At 61.2% G+C, this 20,435-nt stretch carries 18 protein-coding genes and 1 riboswitch; of the genes, 12 read left to right on the forward strand and 6 right to left on the reverse strand.

Going from position 1 to position 20,435, the window contains the following annotated elements; all coding sequences use genetic code 11:
• Positions 1–90: 90 nt before the first annotated feature.
• The gene (locus O9H32_RS27845) at positions 91–2,238 is read right to left on the reverse strand and encodes a sensor domain-containing protein (RefSeq protein ID WP_269869381.1); all 2,148 of its coding nucleotides are present in this window, start codon (positions 2,236–2,238) and stop codon (positions 91–93) included.
• 317 nt (positions 2,239–2,555) lie between these two features.
• On the opposite strand from O9H32_RS27845, the gene O9H32_RS27850 reads away from it, so the two are divergent.
• From O9H32_RS27850 to O9H32_RS27885, 8 genes are all read left to right on the forward strand, one after another.
• The gene (locus O9H32_RS27850; protein ID WP_269869382.1) at positions 2,556–3,926 is read left to right on the forward strand and encodes a sodium-dependent transporter; all 1,371 of its coding nucleotides are present in this window, start codon (positions 2,556–2,558) and stop codon (positions 3,924–3,926) included.
• Positions 3,927–4,072: 146 nt separating this feature from the next.
• The gene (locus O9H32_RS27855) at positions 4,073–5,305 is read left to right on the forward strand and encodes an aminopeptidase (RefSeq protein ID WP_269869383.1); all 1,233 of its coding nucleotides are present in this window, start codon (positions 4,073–4,075) and stop codon (positions 5,303–5,305) included.
• 267 nt (positions 5,306–5,572) lie between these two features.
• Entirely contained in the window at positions 5,573–6,508 is a 936-nt protein-coding gene (locus tag O9H32_RS27860) for a helix-turn-helix transcriptional regulator (protein ID WP_269869384.1), read from the forward strand.
• A gap of 191 nt (positions 6,509–6,699) precedes the next feature.
• Positions 6,700–7,149: a MarR family winged helix-turn-helix transcriptional regulator gene (locus O9H32_RS27865; protein ID WP_269869385.1), complete on the forward strand. Its 450-nt coding sequence runs from the start codon at positions 6,700–6,702 to the stop codon at positions 7,147–7,149.
• Positions 7,150–7,229: 80 nt separating this feature from the next.
• Complete coding sequence (locus O9H32_RS27870; protein ID WP_269869386.1) at positions 7,230–7,637, forward strand: DoxX family protein; 408 nt, start codon at positions 7,230–7,232, stop codon at positions 7,635–7,637.
• A gap of 163 nt (positions 7,638–7,800) precedes the next feature.
• A complete protein-coding gene (locus O9H32_RS27875; protein WP_269869387.1) occupies positions 7,801–8,751 on the forward strand; it encodes a ring-cleaving dioxygenase in 951 nt (316 codons plus the stop codon).
• Entirely contained in the window at positions 8,748–9,368 is a 621-nt protein-coding gene (locus O9H32_RS27880) for an alpha/beta hydrolase (protein WP_269869388.1), read from the forward strand. Before O9H32_RS27875 ends, O9H32_RS27880 begins: the two co-directional genes overlap by 4 nt.
• Positions 9,365–9,976: a flavin reductase family protein gene (locus O9H32_RS27885; RefSeq protein WP_269869389.1), complete on the forward strand. Its 612-nt coding sequence runs from the start codon at positions 9,365–9,367 to the stop codon at positions 9,974–9,976. The genes O9H32_RS27880 and O9H32_RS27885 overlap by 4 nt, the downstream gene beginning before the upstream one ends.
• Positions 9,977–10,248: 272 nt before the next feature.
• Here O9H32_RS27885 and O9H32_RS27890 read toward each other — a convergent pair whose 3' ends face one another.
• The 3 genes from O9H32_RS27890 to recQ form a co-directional block, all read right to left on the reverse strand.
• Positions 10,249–10,380 carry a hypothetical protein gene (locus O9H32_RS27890; protein WP_269869390.1) on the reverse strand — a complete coding sequence of 44 codons (132 nt, stop codon included), beginning with the start codon at positions 10,378–10,380 and terminating at the stop codon, positions 10,249–10,251.
• Positions 10,381–10,459: 79 nt separating this feature from the next.
• A riboswitch (cyclic di-GMP riboswitch) is annotated at positions 10,460–10,543 on the reverse strand.
• A 116-nt stretch (positions 10,544–10,659) separates the two neighbouring features.
• Complete coding sequence (gene rnhA, locus O9H32_RS27895) at positions 10,660–11,340, reverse strand: ribonuclease H (RefSeq protein ID WP_269869391.1); 681 nt, start codon at positions 11,338–11,340, stop codon at positions 10,660–10,662.
• Between the two features lie 56 nt (positions 11,341–11,396).
• Entirely contained in the window at positions 11,397–13,208 is a 1,812-nt protein-coding gene (recQ, locus tag O9H32_RS27900) for a DNA helicase RecQ (RefSeq protein WP_406627400.1), read from the reverse strand.
• A gap of 481 nt (positions 13,209–13,689) precedes the next feature.
• On the opposite strand from recQ, the gene O9H32_RS27905 reads away from it, so the two are divergent.
• Entirely contained in the window at positions 13,690–14,355 is a 666-nt protein-coding gene (locus tag O9H32_RS27905; RefSeq protein WP_269869392.1) for a small multi-drug export protein, read from the forward strand.
• A 245-nt stretch (positions 14,356–14,600) separates the two neighbouring features.
• Here O9H32_RS27905 and O9H32_RS27910 read toward each other — a convergent pair whose 3' ends face one another.
• Positions 14,601–15,338 carry a WecB/TagA/CpsF family glycosyltransferase gene (locus O9H32_RS27910; protein WP_269869393.1) on the reverse strand — a complete coding sequence of 246 codons (738 nt, stop codon included), beginning with the start codon at positions 15,336–15,338 and terminating at the stop codon, positions 14,601–14,603.
• Between the two features lie 309 nt (positions 15,339–15,647).
• Between O9H32_RS27910 and O9H32_RS27915 the strand changes: the two genes are divergently transcribed.
• Together O9H32_RS27915 and O9H32_RS27920 are read left to right on the forward strand one after the other, a co-directional pair.
• Positions 15,648–16,463: a ParA family protein gene (locus O9H32_RS27915; RefSeq protein ID WP_269869394.1), complete on the forward strand. Its 816-nt coding sequence runs from the start codon at positions 15,648–15,650 to the stop codon at positions 16,461–16,463.
• Complete coding sequence (locus tag O9H32_RS27920) at positions 16,432–17,124, forward strand: hypothetical protein (protein WP_269869395.1); 693 nt, start codon at positions 16,432–16,434, stop codon at positions 17,122–17,124. The genes O9H32_RS27915 and O9H32_RS27920 overlap by 32 nt, the downstream gene beginning before the upstream one ends.
• Positions 17,125–17,329: 205 nt before the next feature.
• Here the strand turns inward: O9H32_RS27920 and O9H32_RS27925 are convergent, their stop codons facing one another.
• Entirely contained in the window at positions 17,330–18,004 is a 675-nt protein-coding gene (locus O9H32_RS27925; protein ID WP_269869396.1) for a GNAT family N-acetyltransferase, read from the reverse strand.
• 510 nt (positions 18,005–18,514) lie between these two features.
• Here O9H32_RS27925 and O9H32_RS27930 point away from each other — a divergent pair.
• Entirely contained in the window at positions 18,515–20,350 is a 1,836-nt protein-coding gene (locus tag O9H32_RS27930) for a fibronectin type III domain-containing protein (RefSeq protein ID WP_269869429.1), read from the forward strand.
• Positions 20,351–20,435 lie beyond the last annotated feature (85 nt).

Here is a 20,435-nt window from a genome sequence, read left to right on the forward strand (position 1 = left end):
GGAAAAGCAACCAAAAATGCCGCCTATAGAAGCAGAACGCTAATCCTGTGGCCAGCGGTTATGCGGCAGGCCCTATGCTGCAAGTACAGCTTACTCCCGGCCTCCGTGCGCCTGCAGGAAAGCAGCCAACGCCCCGGGCTCGAGTGCCCGGCTGACATAGAAGCCCTGCACCGCGTCGCACCCCTTCGCCGCGAGGAACTCGAGCTGCCGCCCCGTCTCCACGCCTTCGGCCACCACCTTAAGGTTCAGGGTGTGCGCCAACGACACGATGCCGGCCGCAATAGCGCCGTTCGCCTGCTCCTCCTCCAGCCGCGAAATGAAGGACTTGTCGATCTTCAGCGTATCAATGGGGAAGCGGGTGAGATAGCTCAGCGACGAGAAGCCCGTGCCGAAATCGTCGATGGAGATACAGATGCCGAGCTCCTTCAGATGCTGGAGCGTCCGCGCGGCCTCTCCCGGGTTCTCCATGACGGTGCTCTCGGTCAGCTCCAGCTCCAGCGCCTCCGGGGGTAGCCCCGTGTCGCGGAGCACCTGCGCGATCACCTTCTCCAGGTCCGCCTTGTGGAACTGGCGGGGAGACAGGTTCACGCTGACGGCGAGCGGGCCGAGTCCCGCATCCAGCCACGCCCTGCACTGCCGGCACGCTTCCCGGACGATCCACTCGCCCATCGGCACGATGAGCCCCGTCTCCTCGGCAATGCCGATGAAGGCTCCCGGGTAGACGAGCCCCTGCTCCCGGCTGTTCCAGCGCACCAGCGCCTCGGCTCCGTAGATACGGCCCGTTGCCAGATCGAGCTTCGGCTGATAATGCAGCACGAGCTCCTCCTGCTCCAGGGCCTGACGCAGGAGCACTTCCATCTGCAGGCGCTCCTTCGCCGAATCCTTCATCGACGGGGTGAACAGCTGGCAGGCGTTCCTCCCGAGCTCCTTCGAGCGGTACATCGCGATGTCCGCATTGCGCACCAGCGTGTCGATACTCCCTCCATCCCGGGGATACAGCGAGATGCCTACGCTTGCTGTCATGCTCATCTTCTGCCCGTCGAGCGTGAACGGCTCCTTGAGCAGCTCCGTGATCAGCCTGCCTGCGGCAAGCGCCTCCTGCGCCCCATGCACCCCCGGCACCAGGAGCAGGAACTCATCCCCGCCGAGCCTCGCGATCGTATCGGCGAAGGGGAGTCCCTGCCGCAAGCGCTCCGCTACCTGCTGCAGCAGCCGGTCCCCGGCCTCATGGCCCAGCGAGTCGTTGATGACCTTGAAGTGGTCAAGATCGAACATCACTACCGCCAGCGGCTCCCCGCCTCGCCCCTTGGCGATGCATTCGGTCACCCGCTTGTGGACGTACCAGCGGTTCGGCAGCCCGGTCAGCGCATCGTGGTACGCCATGTGCTCGATCTTCTCGGCTGCCCGCCGGCGCTCCGTCATATCGCGGCAGAGAGCCAGGACCAGCCGGCTGTCGCCCACATCGACCACACCCAGCTGAATGTCCATGGGAAGCCTGGAACCGTCCTTGCGCACCAATTCATCTTCATAATGAAGCGTTCCTTCGGCTATAACCCGCTGGTGCAGCCGCAGGAACTCTGACGCCGGCAGGGAGGAGATCTGCTCCGCCTGCATCGACAGCAGCTCTTCCTCCGAATACCCGAGCGAGTCGCAGGCCTGCCGGTTCACATCGATGAACCTTCCGCTGCCGTCGGTCAGGAAGAAGGAGTCGGCCGCCTGGTCCACCAGCTTGCGGAACAGCTCTTCGCTCTCCCGCAGCGACTTCTCCGCGAGCACCCGGTCCGTAATATCGAGGGCAAAGCCGAGCAGCACCTTCCCGCCCTTCTGCTCATCCGGACAGATCAGCGTCTTGCCCGTGTAGAGATAGACCTCGCTGCCTCCGACGAGGGACGTGCCTTCACTGGTGAGCAGCTCACCGGTCCGCCATACCTCCAGATTCTCCTGCCGGAACCGGTCCGCCACCTCAAATGGAAAAAAATCGTACAGTGTCCGGCCGACAAGTTCCTCTTCGGTCAGGGCGTTGCGTTTGTATGTAGCCTGGTTGGCATAGATCGTGCGGCCCTCCGCATCTTCCATGAAGATATCCATCGGGAGGGCATCCAGAATTTTGCCGCTCAGCTTCTCCTGCGTCTCCAGCCGCTGCAGGAGTTCCCGCTCCCGCCGCTCGAGCTCACGGATACGCTGCAGCAGGCTGCTGCGTTCGATTTCCCACGGTTCTCTTCCTGTCTGGTTGCTCATGCTGTCCTCCCGAGTCGGTCTCGCGAAGCGATTCGTTTGTTTTTGTATTGGTTCGCTGTTCCCCCCGCTGATTCCTTCTTTTGGGCGGCTGACTCAGCCAGGAAACGTTAGGGTATTATAGGAAAAGAAGAGAGAGCACGCCATGGCTGACCATACATGTTACGGATGCGGTAATTTATTTGTCATTGGATAATAAGTTTCGTGCAAATTCGACTTCCTTTTCCAATTAAATACATGGACAACATCAAGGGTTTTCATATAACATACACATAAAATACTTGTATGATATTGACAGAAAGCGGAGGGTTATGAACCTAATGGCACAACAAAAACTTGATCCAAGCGAACGTTCTCTTACCGAGAAGTTCAGTACATCCGGGTTCATCCTCACGGCCATCGGAAGCGCCGTGGGGCTTGGGAACATGTGGAAGTTCCCTTACATCACCGGGAAATACGGCGGAGCGGCTTTCTTCCTCCTCTTCACGATCTGCCTGCTCGCTGTCGGACTGCCGGTGCTTCTCGCCGAATTGTCCATCGGCCGCGGAGGACGGGGCAATGCCTATACCTCCTTCGTCAACCTGTCGGGCTCCAGGCGCTGGGGGGCACTCGGCTTCCTGTCGGTCATTGCAGCTTTCCTGATCATGACTTTCTACTCGGTTGTTGCCGGGTGGACGCTGCATTATGCGGCAATGTCATTCAGCGGCTCTTTGTTTGAGAGCGCCGACTATACGAAGCAGTTCCTTGACTTCGCCGGCGGCGTCTGGCCGGTCTTCTGGCAGCTCGTCGTTATTGCGCTCAACATCTGGATCGTCGCCCGCGGCATCTCCGGCGGGATCGAGAAATTCAACAAGATCCTGATTCCAGGGTTGCTGATTCTCCTGATCATTCTCATGATCCGCTCGCTTACGCTCCCGGGGGCCATGCAGGGTGTCGAATTCTTCCTGAAACCGGATTTCTCCAAGCTGACGGCCGAATCCGCGCTTGTAGCGCTCGGACACGCCTTCTTCTCGCTCTCCCTCGGGATGGGCATCATGATCACTTACGGCAGCTATATCGACAAGCGCCAATCCTTGGGCGCGGCTACCCTCGCCGTAGGCGCGGGAGATCTCTTGTACGCGCTGGTGGCCGGCCTGATTATCTTCCCGACGTCGTTCTCCTTCGGGATCGAGCCTTCCCAAGGGGCCGGACTCGTCTTCATGGCGCTGCCCGCGGCCTTCGCCGCCATGCCGCTAGGCGCCTTCTTTGGAGGCCTGTTCTTCATCCTGCTGGCGATTGCGGCGCTGACATCGTCCGTTTCCATCCTGGAAGTGCCGGTTGCTTATGCCATGGACAAGTGGAACTGGACCCGCAACAAAGCAACCGTCCTGGTCGGCATTGCTGCCTTCGTGCTCGGGATTCCTTCCGCCCTCTCCGTCAGCGGCGTACTCAGCGACATCAAGATCTACGACGGCAAGGGCTTCTTCGACACGGTAGACTTCCTGGCCTCGAACATTCTGCTGCCGGTAGGCGGTCTTGTCGTGACGCTGTTCGCCGGATACAAGTGGTCTGCCGCCATGGAAGAAGCCGGCTTGACGCCGCTCTGGCTGCGTCTTTGGATGTTCGTACTGCGCTTCGTGGCTCCAATCCTCGTCGTAGCGATCCTGCTCTACTCGGCAGGCGCGCTGAAGTGGATGGGACTCGGCGAATAACTCGTTTACTGCCGGAAGCCCGGGTACTCCCCGGGCTTCCCTTTTTTTCGTTTTGCGGATGGAATGTTGTACAATAGAAGAGCATCACCGGCGACACCAAGACCGTACATATCCCTAATTAACTCATCCTAAATGGAGGAATAACCATGTCCGAATTCCAAGCGCTGTTGAACCGTTATGCCGAACTCCTCGTCAAGACCGGCGTCAAGATCCAGAAAGGGCAGAAGCTTGTCATCAACGGTTCCATCGATGCGGCGGATCTGATCCGTCTGATCGCAAAGCATGCCTATGAAGAAGGCGCTTACCTGGTGAAGGTGAACTGGGCCGACGATACGATCTCCCGCCTGCGGTACGATCTGGCCCCTGAAGAATCCTTCCTCGAAGAGCCGAAGTGGTATGCCGGCGAGATGCTCGAACTCGCCGAGCAGGGCGCAGCGGTCATCGCCATCACCTCCTCCGACCCCGACCTGCTGAAGGGCGTGGCGCAGGCACGGATTATGAATCACCAGAAGACGTACGGCAAAGCGATGCATCAATACCGGCAGTACATGCAGTCCGACAAATTCAGCTGGTGCGTGGCCGCGGCGCCTTCCAAGGCTTGGGCTGCCAAGGTGTTCCCGGATCTCCCCGAAGAGGAGCAGGTAGCTAAGCTTTGGGATGCGATCTTCAAGACCGTACGCGTCGACCAAGAAGACCCGGTAGCCGCCTGGAACGAGCATATCTCTACCCTGAACGCCAAGTCCGACTACCTCAACAGCCGCAGGTTCAAGAAGCTGCATTATACGGCTCCGGGAACCGACCTTACGATCGAGCTGCCGGAAGGGCACCTGTGGGTGGCCGCGGACAGCACCAACGAGCAGGGCATCTCGTTCCTCGCGAACATGCCGACCGAAGAAGTCTTCACGGCCCCCCGCTGGGATGGGGTGAACGGCACCGTGTCCAGCACGAAGCCGCTCAGCTATGGGGGCAATCTCATCGACAACTTCAAGCTTACGTTCGAGAACGGGAAGATCATTGACGTCTCCGCCGAGCAGGGGGAGGATACGCTGCGTACCCTGATCGATATGGACGAAGGCGCACGCTATCTGGGCGAAGTGGCCCTGGTGCCGCATCAGTCCCCGATCTCGCAGACGAACCTGCTCTTCTACAATACGCTGTTCGACGAGAATGCCTCCAACCATCTGGCGATCGGCAGCGCCTATGCCTTCAACCTGCAAGGGGGCAAGGGCTTGTCGCAGGAGGAGCTGAAGGCGCGCGGTCTCAATACGAGCATCACGCATGTCGACTTCATGATCGGCTCCGCCGAGATGGACATCGACGGCATCGCCGAGGACGGATCCCGGGTTCCCCTCTTCCGCGGCGGCAACTGGGCGTTCTAATGTCGCCTGCTGCTGGAAGCGGCATACTGGGCCGCTTAAGCTTGCGCACACCTTGGGTTACACGGCACCACAGATGACACTGAGCTCGGTCCGGCGCTTCGCGCCCTTCCGGGCTCTTTTTCACGAAGAATGGGAGTCCCGGCGGATAGACCAGGGGGTTTTCTCCCATCACGGGTAGGCGGGCAAGGGAATTTTTGGTATCGTGGAAGAAAAGGGTACATCAAGGAGGGGTGTCATCTGAAGCTGGATCGTCTGCTCGCCATTACGATGCTGCTGCTCAACCGCAGAAGAGTCAGCGCCAAGGAGCTGTCGGAGCGGTTCGAGGTATCGCTTCGCACCATCTACCGCGATCTTGAAGCGATTAACGCCGCGGGCATCCCCGTCGCCTCTTATGCCGGGGCGTCCGGAGGGTACGAAATTATGGAAACCTACCGCATCGAACGCCAATACTTGTCCCTCGAAGAGCTGCAGTCCATTATCGTGGCTCTGCGCGGGATCCAATCTTCCCTCTCGGATCCCGATATCGACATCGGATCGCTGCTCGATAAAGTAGGCTCATTGGTCGCCCGCTCTTCCTCCAGTACAGCCCCCGACCTGAGCCGGGAGATTATTGTCGATTTCAATCCGTGGCAAGGGGGACAGGAGGAGAAGGCCAAGCTCAACTTGCTGAGACAGGCAATCCGAGCCCGTCAACTCGTCTCTTTCGGGTATACGAATTCCCAGGGAGAAGACTCCTTGCGGCTCTGCGAACCCATAGGCGTCGTGCTCAAAGGCTATATCTGGTATCTATACGGCTATTGTCGGCTGCGTCAAGCCTGCCGGGTCTTCCGCCTCTCCCGCATTGCCTCCCTCACCCTGCCCGGGGGAACCTTCGAGCGGCGGGCGGAAGCGTTCGAAGAGGTGCGCCTCGGCTGGCACAGAGACAACAGCGCCGAAAGACCTCTGCTCAAGCTCCTGCTGCAGTTCCATCCCCGGGCGAAAGCCAAGGTAAAGGATGCCTTTCCAGAGGACGAAGTGGAGAGGCTCACGGACGGTTCGCTCCTGGTCAGGGCGATACGCCCCGACGAACCATGGCTCTACGGCCAGCTGATGAGCTTCGGCACGGACGTCCGGGTGCTCGAGCCCCTCTCGGCAGCGGAGACCCTGAGGCGGAAGGCGCAGGAGATCGTCCACCTGTACAACCCGGTGAATTCCCCTGTATAAACTGCCTTACGGGAGCTCACGATAAGCATATGACGCTTACCGGCCTGCGTGCCGTACCTCTCTTGGGAGAGGCTACGGCAGGGGCGCTGTAATCTATCCCGCTTAACCTCTTGACATGGCAAGGAGAATGATGTATCTTTAATTCAAGATACTTCAAGTCGTGATAAAACAACGAAAGGAGGTTGACCCCCATGCCACACTCGGTCGACGAAGCGCGTTCCGCCTCCCTGAAGCTGCTCGTGGTGCTGTCCAAGGCCTACAAGACGATCATGGACCGGGCCGTGAAAGATATGAAGCAGTACGATCTTTCCCCTTCCGAATTCACCATCCTGGAAGTGCTCTATACCAAGGGCAGAATTCCTCTGCAGCAGATCGGGGAGAAGATTCTGATCACCTCCGGCACGATTACTTACAATATCGACAAGCTGGAGAAGAAAGCCCTGCTGAAGCGTGTTCCTTGCAAGGATGACCGCAGGGTCGTCTATGCGGAGATGACGGCTGCAGGCAGCGAGCTCTTCGACCGGATTTTTCCGGACCATGCCGAGACGATTCACAGCTTGATGCACGGGCTGACGCTCGAAGAGAAGGAATCGGCGGTAGCACTGCTCAAGAAGCTCGGGAAAGGAGCCGAGGACCGCTAGCCGGTGCACGGCTTTCATTTTAACCTATACCTTGAATTAAAGATTATTGAACTCAAACAAATAATGGAGGATGATGTCAAATGGTAACTCTCTCAGCGGTAGGTTTGGTTCTGGTTCGTGTCGTGGTAGGTCTTCTGTTCATCGGGCACGGCTCCCAGAAATTGTTCGGCTGGTTCGGCGGCTACGGCCCCAAAGGCACCGGCGGCTGGATGGAATCGGTCGGCATCAAACCCGGCGTGCTGATGGCTGTCGCAGCCGGACTCATGGAACTGGCCGGAGGCGCGCTCTTCCTGCTCGGCCTGCTGACACCTCTCGCGGCCGTGCTGCTCGCGGCCACCATGCTGGGGGCGATCGTCAAGGTTCACGCGGCGAACGGCATCTGGTCCACCGCGAACGGCTACGAGTATCCGCTTGTTCTGATTGCTGTCGTGGCCGGCGTCGCCTTGACCGGTGCAGGCGCCCTGTCGCTCGATGCCTTATTGAAATAAGCCCATCGGATATGCCTCGAATCGAATGCACTGGATCGAATGCCCTGGATCGAATAGGGAACCGTAACGAATGACGCCCGCATTCCGGGGTAAGGAGTATCGGCAGGATATACCGCAAAGCGATGAACGAACGTCAATCCAATCACCTGAAGGAGGACTTCCCATGTCCATGAAGACCCAAGGCATTCACCATATCACCGCTTTCGCCAGAGACCCGCAAGCCAACGTTGACTTCTACGCCGGCATCCTCGGCCTCCGGCTCGTCAAAAAAACCATCAACTTCGACGCTCCGGAAGTATACCACCTGTACTTCGGCAACGAAGCCGGAAGCCCCGGCACGATCATCACCTTCTTCCCTTGGCCGGGCTCGCGCAAAGGGCGGATCGGGGGCGGGCAGGTGGGAATCACTTCGTATGCCGTACCGACAGGATCCCTCTCCTTCTGGGAGCAGCGCCTCGCCGGCTTCGGCATCGAGACCGTTCAAGTGACGCGCTTCTCCGAGACGTATCTGCAGTTCACTGACAATGAAGGACTGCGCCTCGAGCTCGTCGAAAGAGAAGAAGGCGCAGACAGCCAGTGGTCGTTCGGCGGCGTGCCCGCAGAGCATGCGATCAAAGGCTTCGCCGGTGCCGTGCTGTTCAGCACGAAACCGGAGCGTACCGCGCATGCCCTTGAGCATCTGCTCGGCTTCGCCCAAGCCGGCGAGGATGCAGACTATGCCCGCTTCCGCTCCGCAGGCGGCATCGGCAGCGTGATCGACGTGCCGCTTGCCGCGATGGAGCGCGGCAGCGACGGCGCGGGGACCGTGCACCACATCGCCTGGCGGGCCGCAGACTTCGAGCAGCACGAAGCGTGGCGCACCGAGGTCCAGCACTACGGCTACCAGCCGACGCCGGTCGTCGACCGCCAATACTTCAATGCGCTCTACTTCCGCGAGGCGGGCGGCATCCTCTTCGAGATTGCCACCGATCCTCCAGGCTTCGCCAAAGACGAAGCGCCCGAAGCCCTGGGCGAGAAAGTCATGCTGCCCGAGTGGTTCGAACCGCACCGGGCCCAAATCGAAGCGAACCTGCTTCCTATCGAAGTACGCGTATTGGAGGGATCGAAGTCATGAAACATATCTATGAGCAAGGCAGCAACCTGGAAGCGCCGACCCTGGTGCTCTTCCACGGCACCGGCGGAACGGAGCACGACCTGCTCGGACTCGCGGCGCGTATCGCGCCCGGTTCCGCCGTCCTGAGCCTTAGAGGCAATGTACTGGAGAACGGGATGCCCCGCTTCTTCCGCCGTCTGGCGGAGGGCGTCTTCGACGAAGAGGACCTCATCTTCCGTACGAAGGAAGTGTACGACTTCCTGGAGGAGGCGGCAGGCCAGTACGGCTTCGACCGCGGCAGCCTGGTCGCGGTCGGCTATTCGAACGGAGCCAATATCATCGGCTCCCTGCTCTTCCACTACGCCCGTGCCTTCCGGGGCGCGGTCCTCCACCATCCGATGGTGCCCCGCCGGGGGATCGAGCTGCCGGACGCCTCCGGCCTGCCGGTCTTCATCGGCGCCGGGAAGAACGATCCCATCTGCTCGCCGCAGGAGACCGAAGAGCTGACGGCGCTGCTCACCGGCGCCGGTGCCGAAGTCACGCTGCACTGGGAAACGCATGGCCACCAGCTGACCGCTTCGGAAGCCGCCGCGGCCGCCGCCTGGTTCCAGACGAACTTCAGCGGAGGCACCCTATGATCTCTATCGATCCGGCCGGCCAGACCGACCGCGAGAATTACAAACTGCTCATCGGCAGCGTCATCCCGCGCCCCGTCGCGCTGGTGACCACGCTGTCGAAGGAGGGGGTGCTGAATGCGGCCCCCTTCTCCTACTTCTCGATCGTGGCAAGCCAGCCTCCGATGCTGTCCGTCTCGGTCCAGCGCAAGAGCGGCGTCCGCAAGGATACAGCCAGGAATGCCGTCGACACCGGCTCGCTGGTCATCCATATCACGGATGAAGCCTTGGTCGCCAAGGCGAATGCAACCGCTGCCGCCCTGCCTCCAGAGGAGAGCAAAGTGGCGCGTGCGGGATTGACGCCTATCCCCAGCGACTGCATCCCGGTTCCCGGACTTCAGGAAGCGCGCATCCGGATGGAGTGCCTTCTGGAGCAGGCGATCGAGCTTGGGGGGACACCGGACGCGCCAGCTTGCGATCTGCTGATCGGGCGCGTGGTCCGCTTTCATATCGACGAGGAGCTCTATGACGGAGGTTCCATTCCTCCCGAGAAGCTCCGGCCGGTCGCCCGGATGGCGGGGAATTTCTACAGCTCGCTCGGCCCTTTGTTCGAGATCGAGCGCCCGGTATAAAGAGCGTGGATAGAGCCTTCCCCTGACAGAGGTAACCCGACGGGCCGACGGCAGCGGCCTTCGGGAGCACCGTCTGTCGATACTAAGATATATAAGATTACAGGATCGAGTCCTGGCGAGATATCCATTCTTATCTATCAAGAAAGGCAGCCTGCAAGGATGAACTGCACCCCAATTGTTAGACATTATCTAACAATATGGAGGTGCAGTTCAGGAGCGGCTGCCTTTTCTTGTGTACACTTATCTTATGGAACGGATGACCGCTTCTGCGGCTACTCGTCCGCCTGATCGCTCTGTTCGCCGGCCATGCCATGCTCGATGGCATTCTCCTCGCACCAGAGAAGGAACCGTTCCTTACTGATGCCCAGCTGTCGGATGAGTTCTTCCAGCTTCAACGTATTCATCATATTCCTCCTGGATGTGTGGTTTATCGGTAGGGAAAGGGACGAAGGACAGATATAGAAAAACCACCTTCCCCGGGCAGGGGAAGATGGTCGGTTGCACTACTAGCTCGTTTGAATCCAAGTGCCCAGATACGGATTCAAAGTCATAGCTCCCATGTGATATGTATAAACCGATCATACCATAGAGGAACCAAGAATAATGTCGAACTTTGTCGTATGCATAGTGTGAAATATTTTACAGTCCCGTTTGGTTCGCTGAGGTCCTATAGGGGTATAGGCCTATTTTCGACCGTAATCCGCCTTGATTTCGCCCCACGCCTTCGTATTCCACTTCAGGATTTTGTTAGGCCACGTATGGCGGCGGATCCATTCCTCGGCACGGTCGACCAGCGTCCAAATCTCTTGGGTGGAAGCGTCGCGCACCAAAGTCGATGCCACCTTCTTGTTGCGGACCCAGGCGATGGCCGTCATCGAATCGCTGTAGACGGTCATGGCGCTTCCCTTGTTCTTGAGATAAGCCAGGCCGTGGACGATCGCCAGGAATTCGCCCATATTGTTCGTGCCCTTGGAGATCGGCGCATGCTCGAAGAGCACCTCGCCTGTCCGGGTATACACACCCTTGTACTCCACGATGCCCGGGTTCCCGCTGCAGCCTACATCGACGGAGAGGCTGTCCAGGTCCGCTTCCGCTCCCGATGCGTTCGCCGCCGCGGCAGCCGCGCGCGCTCCGCCGCTCCGCGTGCCGGAAGCCCCTCCGCCTCCGCCCGTACCGGCCTTCTGCGCGGCGGAGAAGGCCTTCTTCCATCCGGCGGCCAGCATGGCCTTCGCCTCGGACTCGCTCTCGTAGGCTTTGAATTTGGCCTGGGGGAAGCCGCTCGTCTGCGCCTGGCACTCCGCCCACGTTTTGTACACGCCGGGCTGCCGCCCTTCCCACACTACATACCATTTGGACTTTGCCACGCCGTTCCTCCTCTATCTCTAAGCAGCATGCCGCACCGGGGAAGCCTGCTTCCCCGTCACCCCGACAGCCCTTTGAAAAACTCGATGAAATAAGCGCCGTACTTGAAGAACTTCGCTTCCCCGACGCCCTTGATCTTCAGCATCGCAGCCGGGTTCGTCGGCTTCACGCCGCACATCTCGCGCAGCGTGCTGTCCGGGAACACGATGTAGGGCGGGATCCCCTCCCGCTTCGCAATCTCCGATCGCAGCCGGCGCAGCTCGTCGAACAGCTCGTTCTCGATTTCCTTGACCGGCGCGGCCGCCGGCTTCACCCGGACCCGCTGCACGACGCGTTCTTCTCCGGCCAGCACCTCGCCCGCCTTCGGCGTCAGCTTCAGTACGGGATACTGGCCTTCCGTGAACTGCAGATAGCCTTCCGCCACGAGCAGCTGGATCCGGTCGACGATGTCCTTCTCCGAGCGGTTCTTCATCAGCCCGTAGGTGCTGAGCTGGTCGAAGCGCATGTCGAGCACTTTCTTCGCCCGGGATCCCTTGAGCACCGAAGCCACCAGCGTCATGCCGAAGCGCTCGCGCATCCGCCGCACGCAGGAGAAGATCTGCTGCGCCTCAAGCGTAATGTCGGTCATCTCAAGGTCGGGACTCGCGCAGTTGGAGCACTGCCCGCAGTCCTTCTCCATCTCCCCGCCGAAGTAGCGCACAATATAGCGCTGCAGGCACTGCGGCGTATGGCAGTAATCCGCCATCTGCTGCAGCCGCCGGTACTCCTGCGCCTGGCGCTGCGGGTCGGAGACGGACTGCTCGATGAGGAACTTCTGGATATGGATATCCTGCGGGGAGAACAAGAGCGTACAATCGCTCGGCTCCCCGTCCCGTCCGGCACGCCCTGCCTCCTGGTAGTAGGCTTCCATGTTCTTCGGCATGTTGTAATGGATAACGTACCGCACGTTCGACTTGTCGATCCCCATCCCGAAGGCGTTGCTCGCCACCATGACGCGGACTTCGTCGTACAGGAATTTCTCCTGCATGTCGGCCCGCTCGGTATCCGTGAGCCCGGCATGGTACTTGCCCGCCGCCACGCCCTGCCGCAGCAAATATTCGCAGAGCTGGTCCACTTCCTTGCGGGTGGCCGCATAGATAATGCCCGCCTCGTCCGCGTGCTCGCGAATATAGCCCATGAGCACGTCGCGCTTGTTCTCGCCCTTCACGACGGAGAGCGAGAGGTTCGTGCGCGCGAAGCCCGTAACGAACACCTGCGGCTCTTCGAGCTTCAGGTGCTTCACGATATCCTCGCGCACCTGGTCGGTCGCCGTTGCCGTGAATGCTGCGAGAATCGGACGGTTCGGCAGGTGGTTCACGAGCTCGTTCACGCGCATGTAGCTCGGACGGAAGTCATGCCCCCACTGCGAGACGCAGTGCGCTTCATCGACTGCGATCATCGGCACGACGAGCCCGGAGAGCAGCTCCAGGAAGCGTTCGGACTCCAGCCGCTCGGGGGCCACGTAGAGCAGCTTGTACTCCCCGCGTTCCGCCATACGGATGCGCTTGGTCACCTCGGAGGACGACAGCGTCGAGTTCAGGTACGTCGCCGGCACGCCGATCGAATCGAGGCCGTCGACTTGGTCCTTCATCAGCGAGATCAGCGGCGAGACGACGATCGTCGTCCCCTCCATGAGCATCGCCGGTACCTGGTAGCAGATCGACTTGCCGCCGCCCGTCGGCATAATGTCGAGGGTATCGGTACCGGCGAGGACGCTGGCAATGACGTTCTTCTGGCCCTCCCGGAAATCCGGGTAGCCATAATACTTGCGCAGAAGCTCCTGCGCATCCTCCATCGTGGCGGATGCCCGCAGCGGCGCGCTCGGCTGCATCGCACGGGGAGTCCGGCGCGGTGCGCCGCCTGCCGGCGGCTCGTCCCACGAACCGCCGCCGAAGACTTCGCGCGGATCGCTTTCCTCGGCCGGCGCGCCGCTGCCCCCGGTTCCCCGGGGGTCGTCCCAGAAGCCGCCGTCCCGCGGATCGGGCTCCCAAGAGGGCCATTCGGGATCGCCCGGGCCCGGATCGCCGCTGCCCTCGCGCTGCTTTTTACCGCTGAGTTCCTTGTCTATGTCGTTGATCCATTCATCCCAATCATTTTTGTTAGACATACCTTTGCTGAATCTCCTCCCGCCAAACTTCAGGCTCCTCTCCACTATACCGAAAAAACCCGCAAGGGTAAACGGCTTCACAGTCTTTCCCATTGGATCCGGCTGTGCATTCGTTGTGATTCTCCGCAGAATGAATTACCATAATATGCATAACCAAAGCAGCCGCATGCCGGCCTTTGGATTGATTCGTAAGAGGAGGTAACGCATGACTGAGATGCTCCACACCGGCGGCGGCTCCTTCCTGTCCTACGCCGCCATGCTTCTGATGGCCGCCACGCCCTGGGTTGACGTGTTCGTCGTTATCCCGCTCGGCATCGCCTGGGGGCTGAATCCCATCGCCACGGCCGTCCTGGCGTTTATCGGCAACTGGATTCCGCTGCTGCTGCTCGCCCTCTTCTTCCGCGAGTTCAGCGCCTGGAGGGCACGCCGCAAAGCCCGTAAGAGAAATCAGCGGACCACCGTGAGCGGATCCCCCGGCCCTCAGCCGGAGGGCGGAAGCGGCGGACCGGTCCGGGCAGAGCCTTATGGGGGCGAACCTCCCTTGGAGGGAAGCACCGCTTCGAATGAAACGGCAGCCGGTGTAACGGCTGCCGGGGCAGATTCGGAAGAAGCCGCTCTGGGCACTTCCAAGCGGTATGCCCGGGCGAGGCGCATCTGGGAGAAATACGGCGTGCCGGGCCTGGCCCTCGTCGCTCCCGTGCTGCTGGGCACGGACCTGGCTGCTCTCGTGGCGCTCACCTTTGGTTCCTCCAGGCGCTGGGTCATGCTCTGGATGACAATCTCCCTCGTGCTGTGGACCGTGCTCATGACTGTCGGCTCCGTCTACGGCTTCGGCTATATGCGCTTGTTCCGTCCGGGCCAGCCCGCCTAGCCCATAGCCTCCGTTCCCAAGGAGGAGGAGCGACCGGAGTGAAGTGGCCGAACCGGGAGCGGGCCTCCGCCGGATGACTCTCACGGCCATTCCAAACAGGCCTCCGTCCCCGGAAGCAGCCGGGCGCCTAAGGCTAAGGCGCGGGCCGCTTCCGGGACAGAAGCCTATCGGTTCCACCGTGAGGCACGGCTTGAGCTTAGACGCCTGCGTCCTGTCTCAGGAGCACCGTCCCTGCGCATTGCGGCCTAAGACCGGCCCCGGCTGAACAGCGCCCGCACCGCGAACTTCGGCAGCACGAGTTGCCGGCGCCAACGGGAAGGCTCGGAGAGCAGGCGGTAGAGCCATTCGAGATTCAGCTTCTGCCAGACCACCGGCGCCCGCTTCACCTTGCCGGCGATCACGTCCAGACTGCCTCCCACGCCCATGGCCGCCCGGACCGGCAGCTTCGCGCGGTTGCGGTAGATCCATCGTTCCGCCCGGGGCGCACCCAGGGCCACCACGAGAATATCCGGCTTCGCCGCCGCGATATCGGCGAGGATCCCCGCTTCTTCTTCCGGCTTGTAATAGCCGTGCTTCCTTCCTGCAATCCGCAGGCCCGGGTACCGGCCGGAGATCACCTCCGCCGCCTTGTCGTTCGTTGCGGGGTCCGCACCGAACAGATAGAAAGAGTATCCCTTGCGGTTGCCTTCCTCGAGCAGACCCATCAGGATATCGAACCCCGTCACCCGCTCCGGAAGAGGATCCCCGAGCCACCGGGAAGCGAGCACGATACCAATCCCGTCGGCGGTCACCAGCCCCGCCCCCTGCAGAATCGCCCGAAGCTCCTCATCCTGCCCTGAAGCCATGACTATCTCGGGATTGCAGGTAATGATCTGCATGTACCCTCCGTCCTTCTTATCCAAATGACCGGTTATCGTCTGCAGCGTCCCTGCCAGCGTATCCCTGGAGAACGTTACACCCATCACCGCTGCCGTCTGTTTCATTATGTCTCACCTTTTTTTCCATAGGATTCGTATGCTCCTATTATAGCAGGAAGCAGAGCGGATGTCAGAGGCGGCGATTTCCTGCTCTTCTTTGCCTGAAGCAGGCATACAATGGATGGAACCCGTGCGCGCGTAAGATGGATTCTTCCTTGACTTACCCCCGTCCTCCCCCGCCACCAGCTCCGTTCGGGCCGCTTCTCCGGACAGGAACCGACACGGTTTTCCACTATTTCCCCTCTCTTCTATGGTATAATGGGAGAAATTTGTATCGCGCGGACACAGGGTGCGGCCGATAGGCGGGAGAGAAGCATGGGGAATGTCATTGCAGTGTGTATGAATAAAGGCGGGGTAGGCAAAACGACGCTGGTCACCCACACCGCGGCCATTCTGGCCTCGGGTGCTAAACCAGCCAAGGTGCTAATCATCGATCTGGATCCACAGGGCAACGCAGCCGTCGTCTTCGGCCGGGACCCGGACGGGGAACCGGGCGGTTCGACGGCGGATGTACTGCTGCACGGCGCAGCGCTTGCGGATGTGGCGGTGCCCGTGACGCCCCATCTTGATCTGGCGCCGGCTTCGGACGAGCTGAACGGGCTCGAGATGATGGTGTACGGAAGGGCTGCCGGAGCCCCAGGCCCCCTCCAACTGTTGAAAGCGGCCGTCGATCGGGTAAAGAAGAAGTATGACTGGATTCTGATCGACTGTCCGCCCTCGCTGGGACTGCTGACTGCAAGTGCCATCAAGGCGGCAGACGGCGTGCTCGTCCCTTTCGTGCCGGAGGCCTTCTCCGTCAAAGGGCTGCAGCGCGTCGTGCAGACCATCGAAGGGCTGCGGGAAGAGGGATCGCCTCTCCCGCGGATTGTTGGGGTAGCCGCTACCATGGTGGACTCGCGCTCCACGCTGCATGGGGAACTGCTGGCCTCCGCGAGGGCTTACTGCGCCTCCCGCGGCTTCCCCCTGCTTGCGACCGTCATCCCCCGCTCGATCCGTTATGCGAATGCGGCCGCATACGATGGCCGTCCCGCCGTATGGTCGGATCCTTCCCATCCGGCAGTCGCTCCCTATTTTGACTTAACCAAGGAGGTTCTTGCCCATGCCGTCCCGAAAAAAAGAACTGCTCGTTAGCTTCGACCCGCCTGCCGTGCCTGCAGCCGATGCCGCTGGCGGGGCTCCAGCTCCGGCTCCGGCTTCGAAGAGCCAGCGGGCGCGCCGGAACGCATCGCCACAGGCGGTGGAGGCCGCCGCACGCGCGGTAGCCGCTTCCGACGAGCCTGCGGAGGCCGCCCTGCTGGCCGCAGCCGCAGGCATCCGCACCGCGGAAGACGACGAGCCGGCCGGCGAGCCGGCGCACGGCGATAGCGCGCCCGCTGACGCACTGGCGGCAGCCAGCGCGCCCGACGCCCCGGCAGAAGCGGCCGCGATGGCTCCCGCCGCGGGCGCCTCTGCCGGAGCCGACACGCCGGCGGAAGAAGCGCGCGCGGCCTTGGCCGTCGCGGCATCGGATGCGCCGGCGGAGACCGCCGCGCTGATCGCCTCGGCCGGCGGCGTCACGGAGGCGCCGGAAGCCCTGCTGCAGATGCTCGAGTCCCGGCTCAAGAAGAAGGAGCGCAGGGAAACGCACGAGAAGGACCGCGTCTTCCTCCGCAGGGACCTCAAAGAACGTCTTGAAGCCGTCTCGGAGAACCGCGGCAAAGGCTTCAAGACGCTGCTGTTGAATTATGGCCTGGAGAAGGCGCTGGATGAGCTGGAAGAAGCCGAATTCCTGCGGTTGAACGCGCAGGAATAACATCCGGTGAGGAGCGGCGGTATCCCGTCCCGGGGATGAGAAGCTGCCCCGATGTCCCCCTAACGGACATCCCAGGACCATCCGGCAGAGGGGCTGAGGGGGGAAGTCCCTCATTCCATTGCTCCCTTATATGACGAAGAGCCTCAGGTGCGAAAGAGCAGCAAGCCGCCTTTCGCACCTGAGGCTCTTCGTCCGTTCACGGAGGTCAGATCGCCTTCAGTTCGACGGTTTCCCGTCCCTTCAGCCCCTTCACCATGTCATACCAGGCACCCGGCTTCTGCGGAAGCACAGCATAGTACCGCTCCAGGAACGTGCTGACGAGCGAGGACGGCACGGCGGACGGCTTCCCGTCCGCCAGCGGCATGAAGCAGAGATCGAGTCCATGCACTGCTTCCCCGTCATTGTGCCAAGAAGGATGGACATAGTCCAAATCCAGCTTGCGGTAGCCGAGATGCGCCAGCACTTCGCGGCGCACGAACGGGTTCATCGCCTTGACGCCGCCGAATGCCAGATTCTCCGCGAGACCGGGGTTATAGATCTCCGCGAACATGCCCCGCAGCTCCCCGCCCTTCTCCGCCACCACGGCGCGCAGATCCTCCATCCGGCGTTCCGCCAGGAAGGGGCCTATGCCCAGGCCATCCCGCCCGATGATCGTAAAGTCGGTCATCGCCACGCCGAGATCTTCATAATACCGGTACTCCGTTGCCCCCACTACTTCGCCGCCCAGTACAGCGACGAATACCCGGATGCCCGGGTCCTGAAGCGGTTCGGCCCATAGATCGTATTCCAGTACTTCCTCCGGCGGGAACACCCGTCCCATCAGGCCGTGCATCGCCCGAAAATGTTCATCGTTGATATCGGTAATCCGGTGGTACTGCATTCGCTTTCCTCCTCATCCGCTTGCGGCTCTTTCGCCATGAATGCTTTACTCGGCCTGCTCCCCTTCAGTATACCACAGGGCTTAACCGGATATGGATTCCTATGAAAACGCTGCCGGATTATGAATAACCCGCTCCGCCCCTTCCTCCCTCCCTCATGGAAGAAAGAGAAAGTTCTCCCCAAATGATGGGAAATTTCCCCTTTTGCAATATCCCGCACTCCAACATAATGAGAAAGAAGAAGCGGCCCGGAACCGGCCGTGATCCTCGGTCCGGCTCCATCCACCTGGACGCGGAGCACCCTCGCCGCCAAGGAACCGCTTCGGCGCCCCGTTCCTGCCTTATGCCGCCCTATGCCCCATATCCGCTATCCTCCCGGCCGGAGGAAGCCCAATCTCATCTGGAGGTGATTCGCCCTTCATTCTTCCGACCTGCCTTTTCCCTGCAGGCACTTCCCGTGCCGCTGGGGTCCCGCACGGCAACCCATCACCCATTGAGGAGGATTCATTGTGATGCCATCATCCCGTACCCCGCGACCGCCCCTGCAGCGCCCGCTCGTCCTGATCCTGATCCTGACCCTGCTGCTCTCGCTGCTGCCGCTGCTCGCATCCCGCGTGCCCTCTGCTTCGGCCGCCGGAAGCAAGATCATCGTCGGTTACTGGCACAACTTCGACAACGGTTCCGGCTTCATCCGCCTGCGCGACGTATCGCCGAACTTCGACGTGATCAACGTCTCCTTCGCCGAGCCGGTCAGCGGCCCGCAGAACGGCACGATCGGCTTCAAGCCGTACAACTACACGGAAGCCGACTTCAAAGCCGATGTCGCTTACCTGCAGAGCAAAGGCAAGAAGGTCCTGATCTCGATCGGCGGCGCCAACGGGCAAGTCCAGCTCGTGAGCACGAGCGCCCGAGACCTGTTCGTAAGCTCCCTCCAAGGGATTATCTCCACCTACGGCTTCGACGGACTCGATATCGACTTCGAAGGGCACTCCCTCTACCTCGACAAAGGCGACTCGGACTTCCGCAATCCGAAAACCCCCGTCGTCACCAACCTGATCTCCGCCGTACGGACGCTGCACAGCGCCTTCGGCGACAAATTCATGGTCACGATGGCACCCGAGACGTTCTTCGTACAGCTCGGCTATACGTTCTACGGCGATAACGGCAACGGCAGCGATAACCGGGCCGGCGCTTATCTGCCGGTCATCCACGGTCTGCGCGACATTCTCGACTGGCTGCAGGTGCAGCAGTATAACTCGGGCCCGATCACCGCGCTCGACGACACCTACTACAACATGGGCGACGCCGACTTCCACGTGGCCATGGCCGATATGGTGCTCGCGGGCTTCCCCGTCGCGAAGAACCCGAACCACTTCTTCCCGGGCCTGCGTCCGGATCAAGTGCTGGTCGGCCTCCCGGCCAACGCCAATGCAGGCGGAGGCTTCACACCCGTAGCGGAGGTGCAGAAGGCGCTGAACTACCTGATGAAAGGCCAGTCCTTCGGCGGCCGTTACAAGCTGCGTAATGCGGCAGGCTATCCGGGCCTCGGCGGCCTCATGACCTGGTCGGTCAACTGGGACCAATTCAATAACTTCGAATTCTCGTCGAAGCACCGCGCGTTCCTCGACAGCTTCGCGACGCCGCAGCCGGACACCACGGCCCCATCCGCCCCCGCCTCGCTGCGGACAACGGCCGTCACGGCTTCCAGCGCCGCCCTGGCCTGGAACGCTTCTACGGATAACGTCGGCGTGACCGGCTATGAAGTGTACCAGGGGACGGCCAAGGTAGGAACGGCCGCAGGCACTTCGTTCACGGCAGCGGGCCTGCAGCCGAAGACCGCTTACACGTTCACCGTCAAGGCGAAGGACGCCGCAGGCAATCTCTCCGCCGCCAGCAATACGCTCAGCGTAACGACGCCGGACGGCACCTCGGATCAGACCGCGCCTTCCGCTCCGGGAAGCCTTCAAGTTACAGCGAAGACCTCTTCCTCCGTCTCCCTGAGCTGGAGCGCATCGACCGACAACGTGGGCGTCACCGGCTATACCGTAGCTTACGGCGCCTCGAAGGTAGACGTAACGGGCACTTCCGCGACGGTGAGCGGCCTCGCCGCCGGCACCTCCTATACGTTCTCGGTCACAGCCAAGGATGCCGCCGGCAACGTATCGGCAGCCTCCACCGTCACCGCATCCACCGATGCTGCAGGCGCCAAGGCCTGGGCCGCTGGCGTGGCCTACAAGCCCGGCGACGAAGTAACCTATGGCGGGTCCGTGTATGTATGCCGCCAGAACCATACCTCCCTGCAGGGCTGGGAGCCTTCCAATGTCCCCGCTCTGTGGAGCCTCAAGTAAAGTAAGGAACTGATATAGCCGCTCCCGATGCCGGGCTGTGATTCACAGGCCCGGCGGGGGTGCTCCCGGCTGTGACGTCATCCGG

The sequence above is a fragment of the Paenibacillus caseinilyticus genome, from assembly GCF_027533645.1.
GTDB lineage: Bacteria > Bacillota > Bacilli > Paenibacillales > NBRC-103111 > Paenibacillus_G > Paenibacillus_G caseinilyticus.